The 14280-nt window shown below is 74.2% G+C and carries 14 protein-coding genes and 1 pseudogene; 9 read left to right on the forward strand and 6 right to left on the reverse strand.

Annotation, left to right across the window (positions count from 1 at the left end; translation table 11 throughout):
- Positions 1 to 53: 53 nt before the first annotated feature.
- Both ABZ877_RS01645 and ABZ877_RS01650 read right to left on the reverse strand, forming a co-directional pair.
- Positions 54 to 1412, reverse strand: coding sequence for a trypsin-like serine protease (locus ABZ877_RS01645; RefSeq protein WP_361062475.1), 1359 nt, complete (start codon positions 1410 to 1412; stop codon positions 54 to 56).
- 69 nt (positions 1413 to 1481) lie between these two features.
- Positions 1482 to 2435 (reverse strand): LysR family transcriptional regulator, encoded by a 954-nt coding sequence (locus tag ABZ877_RS01650; RefSeq protein ID WP_361062478.1) that lies wholly within the window; start codon positions 2433 to 2435, stop codon positions 1482 to 1484.
- A gap of 106 nt (positions 2436 to 2541) precedes the next feature.
- Here ABZ877_RS01650 and ABZ877_RS01655 point away from each other — a divergent pair, with 106 nt between their 5' ends.
- Both ABZ877_RS01655 and ABZ877_RS01660 read left to right on the forward strand, forming a co-directional pair.
- Positions 2542 to 3480, forward strand: a complete 939-nt coding sequence (locus tag ABZ877_RS01655) for a helix-turn-helix domain-containing protein (protein ID WP_361062481.1) — start codon at positions 2542 to 2544, stop codon at positions 3478 to 3480.
- Between the two features lie 35 nt (positions 3481 to 3515).
- A complete protein-coding gene (locus ABZ877_RS01660) occupies positions 3516 to 4373 on the forward strand; it encodes a carbohydrate-binding protein (protein WP_361062484.1) in 858 nt (285 codons plus the stop codon).
- 252 nt (positions 4374 to 4625) lie between these two features.
- Here the strand turns inward: ABZ877_RS01660 and ABZ877_RS01665 are convergent, their stop codons facing one another.
- Positions 4626 to 5159, reverse strand: coding sequence for a hypothetical protein (locus ABZ877_RS01665; RefSeq protein WP_361062487.1), 534 nt, complete (start codon positions 5157 to 5159; stop codon positions 4626 to 4628).
- Between the two features lie 135 nt (positions 5160 to 5294).
- Between ABZ877_RS01665 and ABZ877_RS01670 the strand changes: the two genes are divergently transcribed.
- The gene (locus ABZ877_RS01670) at positions 5295 to 6167 is read left to right on the forward strand and encodes an MBL fold metallo-hydrolase (RefSeq protein WP_361062490.1); all 873 of its coding nucleotides are present in this window, start codon (positions 5295 to 5297) and stop codon (positions 6165 to 6167) included.
- Here ABZ877_RS01670 and ABZ877_RS01675 read toward each other — a convergent pair.
- A complete protein-coding gene (locus ABZ877_RS01675) occupies positions 6155 to 7201 on the reverse strand; it encodes a saccharopine dehydrogenase NADP-binding domain-containing protein (RefSeq protein WP_361062493.1) in 1047 nt (348 codons plus the stop codon). The genes ABZ877_RS01670 and ABZ877_RS01675 overlap by 13 nt on opposite strands.
- Positions 7202 to 7331: 130 nt before the next feature.
- On the opposite strand from ABZ877_RS01675, the gene ABZ877_RS01680 reads away from it, so the two are divergent.
- From ABZ877_RS01680 to ABZ877_RS01695, 4 genes are all read left to right on the forward strand, one after another.
- Entirely contained in the window at positions 7332 to 8294 is a 963-nt protein-coding gene (locus ABZ877_RS01680) for a helix-turn-helix domain-containing protein (protein WP_361062496.1), read from the forward strand.
- A 100-nt stretch (positions 8295 to 8394) separates the two neighbouring features.
- Positions 8395 to 8733 carry a DUF6233 domain-containing protein gene (locus tag ABZ877_RS01685; protein ID WP_361062499.1) on the forward strand — a complete coding sequence of 113 codons (339 nt, stop codon included), beginning with the start codon at positions 8395 to 8397 and terminating at the stop codon, positions 8731 to 8733.
- 122 nt (positions 8734 to 8855) lie between these two features.
- Entirely contained in the window at positions 8856 to 9038 is a 183-nt protein-coding gene (locus ABZ877_RS01690; protein ID WP_361062502.1) for a hypothetical protein, read from the forward strand.
- A gap of 4 nt (positions 9039 to 9042) precedes the next feature.
- On the forward strand, positions 9043 to 9387 hold the full coding sequence (locus ABZ877_RS01695) for a VOC family protein (RefSeq protein WP_361062505.1): 345 nt from the start codon (positions 9043 to 9045) through the stop codon (positions 9385 to 9387).
- 310 nt (positions 9388 to 9697) lie between these two features.
- On the opposite strand, the pseudogene ABZ877_RS01700 reads toward ABZ877_RS01695, so the two are convergent.
- Positions 9698 to 10183, reverse strand: a pseudogene (locus ABZ877_RS01700) (pyridoxamine 5'-phosphate oxidase family protein); the annotation flags it as partial.
- Between the two features lie 143 nt (positions 10184 to 10326).
- On the opposite strand from ABZ877_RS01700, the gene ABZ877_RS01705 reads away from it, so the two are divergent.
- Entirely contained in the window at positions 10327 to 11154 is an 828-nt protein-coding gene (locus ABZ877_RS01705; protein ID WP_361062508.1) for a MarR family transcriptional regulator, read from the forward strand.
- A 134-nt stretch (positions 11155 to 11288) separates the two neighbouring features.
- Here ABZ877_RS01705 and ABZ877_RS01710 read toward each other — a convergent pair whose 3' ends face one another.
- A complete protein-coding gene (locus ABZ877_RS01710; protein WP_361062511.1) occupies positions 11289 to 12689 on the reverse strand; it encodes a hypothetical protein in 1401 nt (466 codons plus the stop codon).
- 208 nt (positions 12690 to 12897) lie between these two features.
- Between ABZ877_RS01710 and ABZ877_RS01715 the strand changes: the two genes are divergently transcribed.
- Positions 12898 to 14079 carry an amidohydrolase gene (locus ABZ877_RS01715; RefSeq protein WP_361062894.1) on the forward strand — a complete coding sequence of 394 codons (1182 nt, stop codon included), beginning with the start codon at positions 12898 to 12900 and terminating at the stop codon, positions 14077 to 14079.
- Positions 14080 to 14280 lie beyond the last annotated feature (201 nt).

Here is a 14280-nt window from a genome sequence, read left to right on the forward strand (position 1 = left end):
GGTGCCGGTGACCCGGGCGTTCGGGTCACCGGCACGTCGTGATCAGGCGGTGCTCACACCCGCTGCCACAGCGCCGGGACGTTCGGCGGCTCCCAGCCCGGCTGGGCCTGGTGGGTCTGGAGGCAGCGGTAGGTGGCGCCGCCGTACGTGACGGTGGCGCCCGCCTGGTAGACGGTGCCCGCCGCCCAGGTGCCGCCCGGCTCGCCGGGATCGCCCGGGTCACCGGGGCCCGACGTGGTGGTCTTCAGGGTGAGGCCGTAGTTCTGCAGGATGGGGTTGATCGGCTGGAAGTAGGTCGTGCCGCCGCTCGTGCAGTTGCCGGAACCGCCCGAGGTGACGCCCTGCGCCTGGCTGCCGGAGATGAACGAGCCGCCGGAGTCGCCCGGTTCGGCGCACACGGAGGTACGGGTGACCCCGGAGACGGTGCCCTCCTGGTAGGTCACGCTGGTGTTGAGCTGCTGCACGGTGCCGCAGTGCCAGCCCGTCGTGGAACCCGAGCGGCACACGGAGGAGCCGACCGGGGCCTGGGTGGACCCGGCGACCTGCGCGCTGGACCCGTTCACGTACGGCGTCGCCGTCCAGTTGGAGTTGGTGGCGACCCAGGCCATGTCGTTGCCGGGGAAGACCGACGCCTGGAAGGTGCCCTGCGCGACCCGGTTGGAGCCGGAGGTGGTGGCGCCCGCGCGGCCGCAGTGACCGGCGGTGGCGAAGCCCTGCTGGGTGCCTCGGGTGATGGGGAAGCCGATGGAGCAGCGGCTGCCGCTGCCTATGTAGTAGGCGTCGCCGCCGCGCAGGTCGTAGAGCGGGCGGGGCTGTTCGGTGGCCCGCTCGATCCGGCTGAGGGAGGCGTCGACACCGGCCGCGGCGAGCAGGGCGCGGGCGGCGCCCGCGCGGGTCGCCTGGACGATCAGCTTGTTGCTGGTGACGTCGACGTACCAGACGGGTGTGCTGGTGGTGGCGTGCCGGGTGGCCGCCCGGTCGACACGTGTCTTGGCGGCGTCGAGCGCGGCCAGGGTGTGGTCCACGACGACGGCGTCGGCGCCGCGCGCGCGGATGGCGCGCACGTCCGCCGGGTCGGTCGTGGCCACCGTCAAGGTCTCCGAGACGTCCCCGCTGACCCAGGCGCCCGCGAAGTGCGGGCCGACCTCGGCGCGCAGGCGGCCCGCGGTGGCGCCCGCCTCGGCCTCGTTGCCCAGACGGCTTTCCGCCTGCTGCCGGGTGAGGCCGAGGTCGCGCTGGAGCGCGGCGAGGAGGGCGGGCGGGGCCGCGGCGGTCCGCAGGGTCTCGGCCGCTGTCGGGGCGGCGGGGGCGGGCGCCGGCTGGGCGTTCGCCGCACCGGTCAGCCCGGCCACGAGCAGGGCGCCGGCCGCCGCGACCGCCGTACAGGCGGCCTTGAGGTGTCTGTGGGGCATGGGGAGGTCTCCTCGGTATCGGTGGGGAGTGCCGACACCGTAGGGGGACCGGTCAGGACCCGTAAGACCTCATCCGACCCCCTGCCCAGGTGTTATGGAACGGCCCGCGCGCACCGCGTCCGCGTGCGCCGCGCGCGCCTGGGCCAGCACCAGCGCCGCGGTGTCCGGCTGCTGCCCCGCGGGGAGCCAGCCGAGGAGGTGCCGCCACGACAGGGGAGCGCCGGCGAGGGGACGGACGGTGAGGCCGGGCGTCGGCGGGAAGGTGGCACGGCACAGCCCCACCGCCCGGCCGACCTGGACGAGGTGGACGCAGGACGCGGTGTCGGTCTCGTACATCCGCCGGGGTGTGAAGCCGGACCGGGCGCAGGCGGCGGTGAAGCAGTCCGCGAAGCAGCCGTCGCCGGGGACGCACGACCACTCCTCGTCCGCCAGCGCGGTCAGTTCGACCTCCCGGCGCCGGGCGAGGCGGTGACCGGCGGGGAGCATGACATGGACCGGGTCGACGGCGATCTCCTCCCACCTGACCCGTGGGGGCTCCGGCGGCTCCGGTGGCGGGGCCAGTCCGCAGGCGCCGGTGAGGACGAAGTCCAGGCTGCCCTCGGTGAGTTGTTTGGCGAGGGCGCGCTCGGACCAGGAGGCGCAGGTGGAGACGGTGGTGGCGGGCGCGGCGTCCGCGAGCCGGTCGACCATGGCGCCGAGGAGCGGTCCGTGCGTGCCGCCGAGCCGCAGGCGGCGCCGGTCCCGGCCCGGGCGGGTGCGGGCGAAGCGGGCGGCTTCCCGCTGGAGGTCGCTCACGGCGGGCAGCACGATCCGGCTGCGCTCCAGGACGAGTTCGCCGAGCGCGGTGGTGCGTACGCCGTGCCGGCCGCGCTCGAAGAGTTCCCCGCCGAGCGCCCGCTCGATGCGTTTGAGCTGGGCGCTGAGGGCGGGCTGCGCGAGCCCGAGCGCCGCCGCCGCCCGGGTCAGGCTGCCGGCGTCCGCGATGGCCCGGACGGTCTTGAGATGCCGCAACTCCAGCTCCATGAAGGGAGCTTGCGGCGCTCGGCGGCGACGGGCAAGGGGTTGGTACAGACCAGAACGGGAACGCATGTGCCCGACCCGGCCGGTGCCCGTGAGAGGAGCGCGACCCATGCGAAGGACCACCGTCCCACCGGGGACCCCGAGCCTCCCCCCGAGGGCGGGGGACGTACCGCTGCACCGCCTCGAACTGGCCCGGCCCGGCGCACCGCCGTTCGCCGCGGGCTCCTTCGAGGAAGTGGGGCCGCTGTCCCGGTGGGACCGGCCGCACCGGCACACCTTCTACGAGATCGTGCACGTCCGCGCGGGTTCCGGCGCCCACGTCGTCGACCTCGCCCGCTGGCCCGTGCGGCCCCCGCAGCTGGCGGTCATCCTGCCCGGCCAGGTGCACCACTGGGAGGGCGGCCACGGCCCCGAAGGGTCCCTCGTCCTGTTCACCGACGACTTCCTGGTGGACCACCCCGGCGACCGCGAGGTGCTGCGGACGCTCGGCGCGCGCTGCTGGTTCGGCCTCGATGCCGAACACGACCGGTCGATCCGGACCCTCATCGCCGAACTGACCGCCGAGCACCGCCAGCGCGCCGCCGGGCACGAGAGCGTCCTGCGGTCCCTGCTCCACGTCCTCGTCGTCCGCGCCGCCCGGCTCCCGGCCCGCGACGAACCGGACCGGGCGCCGCGCGCCGAGGGCCGTACCGCCGCCGTGGCCGAGGACTTCGCGCGGCTCATCGCCCGGCCGGAGGCCGCGGGGTGGACCGTACGCGAGTGCGCCGACCGGCTCGGGGTCACACCCGGCTACCTCACCCAGGCGGTACGGGCGGCCACCGGACGCCCGCCCGGACGACTGCTCATCGAGACACGTGTCTACCAGGCACAACAACTCCTCGCCCACACGGATCTGTCCGTACGGCAGGTCGCCGCCCGCACCGGGTTCGCCGACCCCGCCTACTTCGGCCGGTTCTTCCGGCGCGAGACCGGCAGCAGCCCCGGCGCCTTCCGAAAACACCACAGCCGTGTTCATCAGTCCCTCGAAGCACCTCCCGCGCCCGCCTAGCTTCGGTGCCCACCACCCCCCACGAGGAGGAAGACATGGACGAAGCAGGCACGCGCGGCACGGACCCGGACGACCTCGGCGCCGACGGCGGAGCGGACTCCCCCCGGCTCGTCCGCCGCAAGACGGTGCTGCGCGCGGCGCTCGCGGCCACGGCGGCCATCCCCGTCACCCTGGCCGCGGGCCCGGCCCTCGCCCGCACCGCCGCGTCCAGCGGGGCAACCCCCGAGCTGACCCCGGCGTGCGACGACGGCGACCACCCCACCCCGGAACAGATAGAGGGCCCCTACTTCAAACCCAACTCACCGCAGCGCAGCAACCTCCGCGAGCCCGGCCTGCCCGGCACCCCGCTCACGGTGACCGGCTACGTCTTCGGCCGCGCCTGCCGCCCCGTGGCCGACGTCCTCCTCGACTGGTGGCAGGCCGACACCAACGGCGCCTACGACAACACGGGGTTCCGCCTTCGCGGCCACCAGTTCACCGACGCCCGCGGCTCCTTCACCCTCACCACGATCGTCCCCGGCCTGTACCCGGGGCGCACGCGCCACCTGCACGTCAAGCTCCAGGCGCCCGGCCGTCCCGTCCTGACCACGCAGCTCTACTTCCCCAACGAGCCGCGCAACAACACCGACACCATCTTCGACCCGCGGCTCCTCATGACCGTACGGGACGGGGGCGGCGGCCGGGAGGCGGCCTTCGACTTCGTCCTCGACGTGCCGCAGGACCCGGGCCCCGGCACGCCCACCCCGCCGGGCGGCACCTGGTCCGTGGGCGTCGCCTACCGGGCCGGTGACCGGGCCACCTATGCGCAGCGGGCCTATGTGTGTCTCCAGGCGCACACGGCCCAGCCGGGATGGGAGCCGCCCAACGTGCCCGCGCTGTGGCGGGCCGGCTGAGCCGAAGGCCGGGCGGGCCTCCTGACGGGCCCCGGCCGGCCGCGCGCCGCGCGCGTGGACCGCCGCGCGAGGCTTCCGGTGGACGACCCGGCCACGGAGGGGATGGCCGGGCACGGTGACGGCAGCGCTGATTCCGTGCTGATTCCGTGCTGATTCCGTGCGCCCGGGGCGATGACGCGGACTGCGTGGGGCAGGTCGGCCGATGGCCGACGAGTATCCGTGTCACCGCTCCGGGATGCGCGTGGCCCGGGCTCAGTGCCCCTTCGCCTGCCCGCGCGGCAGCGGGCCCACGTCCGCGTGGCGGCCGGGGCGCATCGCCGCGTGCCGCTGACCGGGTCCTGGGCCCGAGCGGGCGGCCAGGGCGTCGGCGACGGCGCCGGTGGCGAAGGCGTACACCGTCTTGTGGAGCAGGTCGACGACGAGTTCGCGGCGGGGCCAGGTCTGCGGCGGCGCGCCGACACCGGTGGCGTTCTCCAGGATCTGGTCGCTGGTCACCCGCAGGACGGCGAACTTCGCCGACGACCACGGACCCCGCAGCCCGACCTGCGCCATCACCGACCGCACCGTGCCGAGGAGGGCGGCCTGTCCGACGTGCATGGCCAGATTGACGGGCACCGGCTGACGCCCGGGCCGCTCCGCCATACCGGTCAGCCGCTCCAGCGTCCGGGCGGGGACATGCGAGTCGGGCCGCCCGGTCCACCGCTGTTCGATCTTCTCGCCCAGCGTCATCACCAGCACCCCGGCCGTGCCCGCGGTCAGTCCTTGCCATAGTGCGCGCTTCATCATGCCGGGCCGGGTACCCCGCATCCTCCCGCCTGATTGATCCTGTTTTCTCACATGGCCCCTGTTTCGTCTCCGCGTCCTGGGCAACCCGGCGGCCGAGCAAGCGCCCGGCCCCCGCCACGACACGAGAAGGCACGGATGATGCCCACGACGCAAGGGACCCCGCCCGTCACCGTGGAGTTCATCGGCAACGCCACGATGCTGATCCGCTACGGCGACGTCACGCTCCTGACCGACCCCAACTTCCTCCACCGCGGAGAGCGCGCCTATCTGGGGTACGGCCTGAACAGCAAGCGTCTGCACGAGCCCGCGCTCGGCATCGACGACCTCCCCGCCGACCTCGACGCGGTCGTCCTCTCCCACCTGCACGGCGACCACTGGGACCGGGTCACCCGGCGGGGCCTCGACCGGTCCCTGCCCGTCCTCACCACCCCGCACGCGGCGCGCCGCCTGCGCCACCTGCACCGCTTCCCCCGGGCGGTGGCGATGGAGACCTGGCAGAGCCAGACCGTGCCCGGCCGTGAGTACCAGGTCCAGGTCACCGCGCTGCCGGGGAGGCACGCGGGCCCCGTCGTGCAGCGGCTGATGCCGCCGGTGATGGGCAGCCTGCTGGAGTTCGGCCCCCTCGGCGGCCCCGTGGCCCTGCGCCTCTACATCTCGGGGGACACGCTGCCCTTCCCCCCGCTCGTCGCCGCCATCGCCCGCCGCTGCCCCGACATGGACCTGGCCGTTCTCCACCTGGGCGGCACACGCCTGCCGGGCGGCCTCGTGGTCACCATGGACGGGGCCCAGGGCGCGGCCTTCGCGGAGCGCCTTGACCCCCGCTGGGTGATGCCGGTGCACTACGAGGAGTACAGGGCGATGAAGTCCCCGCTCGCCGACTTCGTCGACGCGGCGCGGGCGCGCGGCCTCGGCGACCGGCTGGCGCTGTGCGAACGCGGCGGCCGGGTCACCCTCCACCCCGGCGAGGCCCCGCTGGTCGAGCCGCCCGCCGCACGTCAGCCGGTCTGAACGAGCGTGACGTGCGGGTGCAGGGCGCGCAGGAAGTCGGGCGCGTCGAAGAGTTCGCCCGCCGAGACGACACCGACGGCGCGCGTCCTCCCGGCGAGGATGCGCGCGACCGCCTCCACGGCCAGCGGCGCGGTCACGGCGTAGATGTCCTGGCCGTGCGCGGAGATCCGGCGTTCCTCGCCCCCCGAACGGACGACGACGTCGACGAGGAAGGTCTGCGCGGAACGCCCGCGCTCGTCGACCGCCGTGGGCGTCGGTGACGCGGGGGAGGCGACGCCGCCCGCGGCCTCGGTCGTCATGTAGGTGCGGACCTCGGGCACGGCCAAGTGGTGGGGGACGGTGACGATGTCAGCCATCGAGAACTCACCGAGGACGGAGCGCGGACCCACCGGCTCGGGGAACGGCCAGGTGACGGTGGGCAGTTGGTCGTCGTGGTACTCCAGCCGCCCCTCGGTGAAGCGCACGCGGCGGCCGCCGCGCCGCTCGGCGGACACCTTGCCCGCCGCACGTGTGCCGGGTGTGGGATCCCACCGGTCGAGGCCGTAGGCGATGTGTGCCTCGTCGGCCCGCGTCCAGTCGCCCATCGCGGCGGTGGTGAGAAGGTCGCCGAGGCCGCCGTAGAAGGCCATCGCCGGGAGGACGACGGCGCCCGCCGCACGGGCGCGGTCGGCGAACTGCGTGAAGGTGTCGACGTTGGCCTCGATCTCCGCCGCCACGTCGACGTACGGGATCCCGGCCCGGAGGGCGGCCTCGACCACCGGGGCGGCGGTCGTGGCGAACGGGCCCGCGCAGTTGACGACGGCCGCCGCACCGGCCAACGCGCGGTCCAGTGCGGCCGGTTCGCCGACCGCGGCCGGACGGACCTCCAGCCCGTCCGGGCCGGGATGCTCCTCGGCCAGCGCCTTCAACTTGTCGGCGTCGCGCCCGGACAGGACCGGCACGAACCCGCGCTCCCGCAGGTGTGCCACCACGAACCGGCCGGTGTGCCCGGAGGCGCCGTACACGGTCACACGCTGTCCCTGTCCCGCTGCCATGTCTGTTTCTCCCTGTCGCTCAAGGTCCGGTAAGTGTGTCCGGCCCGACCGGCCCGACGACACACATCCTGCTGGGGCGGAAAGAGGGAGTGTGAGTGTCCGCAACGACACGGTGCGTACAATTACGGACATGCGCGCCGCCGACACCCGATCCGTCGCACTGGCCGTCACGGACGGAATGCTGCACTTCGAACTCGCCATCGCCTGCGAGGTGTTCGGCCCCGCCCCCGCCGCCGTCACCGCCCCCTGGTACGACCTCGCGCTCTGCGGCCCAGCCCCGGTCGCCTTCGGCCCCTTCCGCCTGGAGCCCGACCACGGCCTCGACCACCTCGCGGACGCCGGCACGGTGATCGTCCCCGGCTGGGCCGACGTGGACGTGCCCCCGCCCGCCGGCCTCGTCGATGCCGTCCGCGCCGCCCACGACGCGGGCGCCCGCGTCGTCTCCCTGTGCACGGGCGCCTTCGTGCTCGCCGCGGCGGGCATCCTGGACGGGCGGCGCGCCACCACCCACTGGGCCCACACCGACGTCCTGGCCGCCCGCCACCCCGAGGTGGAGGTCGACCCGGACGTCCTCTACGTCGACAACGGCCAGGTCCTCACCTCCGCGGGCAAGGCCGCCGCCCTCGACCTCTGCCTGCACCTGATCCGCCTCGACCACGGCTCCGCCGTCGCCAACACCACCGCCCGCCGACTGGTCGTGCCCCCGCACCGGTCCGGCGGCCAGGCCCAGTTCGTCACCGCGCCCGTGCCCGACCAGGACGACCACCCCCTCACCGCCCTGATCCCGTGGATCGTCGAGCGCCTCGACCAGCCGCTGACCGTCGAGGACCTGGCCCGCCAGGCCCGGATGAGCTCACGCCACCTCGGCCGCCTCTTCCGCGCTGCCACCGGGACGACGCCGCTGCAATGGCTCCTCGCCCAGCGCATCCGCCGCGCCCAGGAGTTGCTGGAGAAGACCGACGACAGCATCGACGCCATCGCCACGGCGACCGGCATGGGCACGGCCACGACCTTGCGCCGCCACTTCAACCGCACGCTCGGCGTCCCGCCGGACACGTACCGGCGCACGTTCCGCACACGCACCCGTCCGTAGCGTCCCGTCGCGCGGTATCGGGGCGGCGGTACACCGGGTTGATCAGTGGCTCGCGGGGCCGCCGGGAACCGGTTTCTAGACGCTCACTAGACTCGAACATATGACCGACCGTCCGCCGCTCACCCGCCTCGACCTGCTGCGTTTCCTCAAACGCGTCCAGGAGCAGGACCTCGCGCGCACCAATCGGTGGATCGCGGACGAGGAGCGGCGCGAGACGGAACGCGCCCGCGGAGCGGCGGCCCGGCCCCCGGACCCCGACTGGCTCGTCGAACGCGGACTACAGGGCCGCCACGCGGTCTACGTGCATGTCGGCGGATGCCACATGGCGGGCAAGCGGTCCCGCGCCGCCACCCGCGACCAAGCGCGCCAGTTCCTCGACAGCGGCACCGACGCGTGCCCGCACTGCCGGCCGGACACCGCGCTCGGCGTGCTGGAGTAGGGCGGGCCCGGCCGGTCCGGGGTGCGGGGACGCGGCGTGCGGCCCACCCTGGAGTCGTGGGGGTCGAACGCGTCGCGGCGCAACCGCGCCATCACCCTCGTCCGGGAGGAACCGTGAACCCCGTGAACCCCGTGAACCCTCTGAACCCCGTCACCCCCGACTTCGTCGAGGTCCCTCCGCTCTGCCCCTCTTGCGGCAAACCGATGGAGGAGCTGATGGACGAGCGGTCGTTCGACCCCGAGACGGGGCATGTGCACCAGCGCTGGGAGTGCCCGGACAGCCGGCTGGGCGGGCACGTAGATTGACGGCGTGGACCTGTACTGCGTCATGTGCGTGAGCGACCTGACCGTGTCGCTGCGGTGGTTCGAGGTCTTCTTCGGGCGCCCGGCGGACGAGGTCATCGAGGAGGAGCACCTGTGGCAGGTCGGTGAGAACGCGTGGGTCGTGGTCGACGCGCGGGACGTCCGCGCCGAACGGCTGGGCGGGGCGATGGTCACGCTCGGCGTCAGCGACCTCGACGCGATCCTGGCGCGGCTCGCCGCGCACGGGATCGACCACGAACCGGTCGAGACCTACGGCAACGGCGTACGCCACGTCGTCGTCCTGGACCCCGACGGCAACAGCCTGTCGCTCGCGCAGGCGCCTACGCCGTAGGTCCGGGCGCGCGACGGCGCACGGCCATAGTGGCCAGCGTTGCGTTGCGTACCCGACCGTGCCGCACGCCTGGAGGCCGAGGCGCGGGCGCTGCGTGAGGCCGTCGGCACCGGTGACGTGGCCGACGCCCGTTGTCGTCGCGAGCATCCCGCTCATCAGGTCGGCGGAGGCCATCCGCTCTCGCAGACCGCGACCGCGACAGTGACGCGGGGCCGCTGCCCGAGGCGACCGTCAGGAAGCAGCTGGTGGCGACGGTTCGTCGGCGTCCTGCGTCGCCGGTAGGGCCGTTGTGCGGCGCCGAGGGGGCTTGTTCCAGCCAGGCCCCGTCGCGCATGATCACCCTCCCGCTCAGTTCTGGTACACCGCGCCATGCACGTACGGTCATGGGGGTCATACGTATGTACAGGTAGGGGCTCTCCTCCAGGCGCGGGTCCCATCCGAACTTGCCCGCGAACGCCTCCGCCGCGTCGGTGGGTGCCGCCTCGTCGGGGAAGTGCTCGGCCTCGCCCTGGAGTTGCACCACGTCGAAGGTGTCCGGCAGCGACACACGTATGCGCGGCTCCGTACGGATGTTCCGCGCGGTCGCGGTCGCGGCGCCGGTGCACAGCCACACCGCCCGTCTGTCCCAGAGGAACCACAACGGCACTTGATGCGGCCCGTGTTCGGGGTGCGCCGTCGACACCCACATGTCCCGCTCGGTGTCGAGCCGCCGCAAGGTGTCGCGTACGCGCTCCGCCGTCCCCCGGCGAAGGCTTTCCGTGGTCTCCGCTGTCACCGGTGTCTCCGTGCTTCCCATGGTGACCGACCTTAGGCAGACGAACGGGGCGTGCGCCTGAGGCGCGGGACCTACTCCCTGCGACCGATCCCGCCTGTGCGGGCCGCGCGGGTTTCCTGGCGAACGTGTCCCCCCGCGCCGGGCGGATGGGCATCATGGGGGCCATGACTTCCCTGGCCCGCCGCATGTTCGAGCTCCTGGAACCGGTCTGCATGGTCACGTTCGCCGCCGACGAGTGCAACGAGGAGTTGGCGGCGCTCGGCCACCGCACCTATTGGGACGGCTACTTCGCGAGCCGGGCCGCGCCGTTGGGACGGGTGCCGGCGGAGGTCGTGCACGCGGCCTTCTACAACTTCGCCGACGGGGAGGTCGCGCGGCACATCCCGAGCGCCTGGGAGACGATCCCGCCGGAGGAGTCCGTCGCCGCGCGGGGGCGGGGCAGCGCGGCGTCGTTGCGGCGGATCCTGGGCCCTGAACTGGCCGGTTCGCGGGGTCTGGCGCGCGCCGCCGACCTGACGATGAAGGCGGCGACGAGCGCGCCCATCGAGGGCCGGGTGATGTACGCGGGGATGCGCACGCTTCCGGTGCCGAGCGATCCGGTCGCCCGTCTGTGGCACGCGGCGACGATGCTGCGCGAGCACCGGGGCGACGGCCATATCGCAGCGCTGGTCGGCGCGCGCATCGGCGGCACGGAGGCCCATGTGCTCGACGCGCTGGCGCAGGGCATCCACCCGCCGGAATCGTTCGGGCGTGTCCATCACCTGCCGAAGGAACGGCTTGCCGAGGTCATGGCGGGCCTGCGCGAACGGGGGCTGGTCGACGAGGAGGGCCGGTTCACGGAGGCGGGCCGCGAGACCAAGCGGCGCATCGAGGCCCTGACCGACGAACTGGCATCAGCACCGTACGAGGCGCTGTCCCCCACCGAAACGGACGAACTGATCGCCGAACTGGAACCCATCACCGCGGTATTGGTGGCCTCGGGCTCTCAGTGACCGGCCACCGACGACCGACGACCGGCGACCGGCGACCGACGACCGGTGGGCGGTGACAGACACACCGCTGCCCCGGTGCGGTGACCCGATCCAGAGGATCCGGCACCCGCGACCGGGGCAGTGGCGACCGGCGGTCAGACGCGGGCGACCGAGGTGCGGTCGGCCGCCGCGGCGCGCAGGCCCGCGACCGTCATCGCCACCACGAGCAGCGCGGCGAGCGCGGCGACGACCGCCGACAGGGCCGGGAGCGGCGACGGGGCACCGTCGGGACGCAGCGCCTGCGTGAGGGAGTCGATGCCGAGCCGGTTGTCGACGAGGTGTCCGAGCACGACCGCACCGGCGACCAGGGTGGCCGCCAGCGGCACGGACAGCGAGCGGCTCACGCACAGCGCGATGCCCGCCGCCGCGCAGATCGCCGAGATGCCGATCGCCGCCGAGACGCTGAACGCGGACCCGTGCGACCAGTCCATCGGGAAGTGGGCCGCCGCGCAGAGCAGCATCAGCACACCCGCGGCGCGCCGCACCCAGACCAGGGGAGTGGCGGGGCCGTGCTCCTTCCTCCGCGCGTCGGGGGCGTCCTGCGCCAGGTCGGCCTCGGGGTGCGCGGCCTCGGCGGGCGGCGCCGCCGGTTCGGCCGGGAGGACGGGCGTGGCCTCGACGACGGGCGCGCCGCCGGGCGCGTGGTCGCTGAGGTTGTTGATGAGCTGGAGCAGGTCCTCGACGGACCTGCTGGTGGCGGCGGTGTGGACCGCCTCGGCCCCGGTGTGCGGGTCGCGTGTGGTCGAGAGCAGCTGGACGAGGCGGGTGACCTCGGGGATGGGCCGCTCCTGCGTGGCGTGCCGGATCGCCTCGTCCATGTGGTCCGGGGGGAACTCGGGCGGGCCGAGCAGCTCCACGAGCCGGGTGACGTCGTCCACGGGGCGGGCGACGGCGGCGAGCCGGAGCACGGACGCGGCGGTCGGCGCACCGTCGGGCGTCTGCTCCAGGCGGGCCACCAGATCGGCGATGTCGTCCAGGGGCCGCGACACCACGGCGATGCGCAGCAGCTTCTCGACGGCTTCGCGGTCGGCTTCCGCGGTCGACTCGGCGGCAGCGGGTTCGGCGGGTACGGGTTCGCCCGGGAACGGTTCGGCGGGGGCCGTCGGTTCGGCGAGTGCCGTGCTCTCGCCCGGGACGCCATGGTCGGTCTCGGGGTGCACGGGTTCGGGGCGCGCGGGTTCGGGGCGCGCGGGCTCGGCGGGCGGCGCCGAAGGCGGCTCCGCCGCGGGGGCGGGCGCCGCGGTCTCCTGAGGGACCCCGGTGCCGGGCGGGGCAGGCTGCGGTGGCGCGGCGGCGGGCGGCGCGGTGGCGGGTGGCGCCCACGTCGGCGGCGCGGTGACCGGACGGACGTGCGCCCCCTGGGGCACGGGTGCCGGAGGGGCGGTGGGTGGAGGGGGTGCGGCGACCTGTGCGGTGCCCCAGTGGACGGGCGTCGAGACGAGGGGTTCGCCGGCCCCGGTCCTCTCGGGCTCGGCAGAATATGACTCAGAGGCCATCTTCGCTTCTCCATTCCAGCGGGCTTCCTCGCCCCGCGCATGAGCGTTATCCCGTTGTATGCACCCTTCATCCACCCCGCCACCGGAACGGCCGCTTGGTGGTACGTACTGCATCTCTTGGGGGAACACGTGGGGGGTACGAGGCCACCACCGCATCCGACCGGACGAGGAGCCCGACGTGTCCCAGAGCGCCGACGTGTCACCGACGATGGAGCCCGTCTACGCCCGCGTACGGCAGGAGGTCGCCGCGCGGGCGGACCGCCTGTGGGAGGTGGCCCTCGCGCTGCACCGCGAGCCGGAGACCGCCTACGAGGAGCACGCGTCGGCCGGTCTCCTCATGGGTGAACTGGAGCGGGAGGGCTTCGCGGTGGAGCGCGGCGTCGCGGGCCTGTCCACGGCCTTCGCCGCCCGTACGGGTTCGGGCGCGGGCCCGCGCGTGGCCCTGCTGATGGAGTACGACGCCCTGCCGCTCCTCGGCCACGCCTGCGGGCACAACCTCATCGCCTCGGCCGGTCTGGGCGCGGCCCTCGCGGTACGGGCGGCGCTCGGCGAGCCGGGCGGCACCCTCCTCGCCGTCGGCACACCGGCCGAGGAGAGCGGGGGCGGCAAGGTGGCGGAGGTCGCGGCGGGCGTGTTCGACGGGGTGGACGCGGCGCTGATGTTCCATCCCGGCGTCCACGACTGGGTGTGGGCGCCATTGACGGCGAGCGCGCAGCTCAGGATCGGTTTCCACGGCCGGGCGGCACACCCGACGGGCAACCCCACGGAGGGCATCGACGCCCTGGGCGCGCTGATCCAGTTCTTCAACACGCTCGGCGTGCTGGACCGGCGGCTGCCCCAGGGTTCACACGTTCAGGGGATCGTGACGGAGGGGGGCCGGGCCACGAACATCGTGCCCGAGTACGCGGAGGGGCTGTTCGGGCTGCGCGGAGGGACGAGCACGGCGCTCGCGGAGCTGATCGAGGAACTGCGCAGGTGTGCCCAGGGTGTGGCCTCGGCGACCCGTACGAAGGTGGAGGTGGCCGAGGTCGGCGGCAGGTATGAACACTTCCGCGACAACGACGTGCTCTCAGGAGCCTTCGCCTATCACCTCCAGCGCTCCGGCATCACGCTGTCGCAGCCCACACCGGGTGTCTATCTGGGCTCGTCCGACATCGGCAACGTCAGCACCCGGGTGCCCGCGATCCACCCGTTCGTGGCGATCATGGGTTCGGAGTACGCGGACCACACACCGGAGTTCGCGCGGGCGGCGGCGGGCCCGCGCGGCCGTGCCGTGATGCTGGCCGCGGCGGAGGCGCTGGCCCGCACCGCGGCGGACGTCCTGCTCCGTACGGAGGTGCGGGAGCGGGCCTGGGCCGTCTTCCGGGAAAAGGCGGCCGAGGGCCTGTGAGGCGCCGGCCCCGGGGCGCTCCTCGACCGCACGCACCGCCCGGACGCCGACCGCTCCACGCACCGCCCGGACGTCGACCGCCACCCGCACCGTTCGGACGCCGGTCGCCACCCGCACCGTCCGGACGCCGGCCGCCACCCGCACCGTCCGGACGCCGGCCGCCACCCGCACCGTCCGGACGCCGACCGCTACACGCACCGT

It is taken from the genome of Streptomyces sp. NPDC046939 (assembly GCF_040644575.1).
GTDB lineage: Bacteria > Actinomycetota > Actinomycetes > Streptomycetales > Streptomycetaceae > Streptomyces.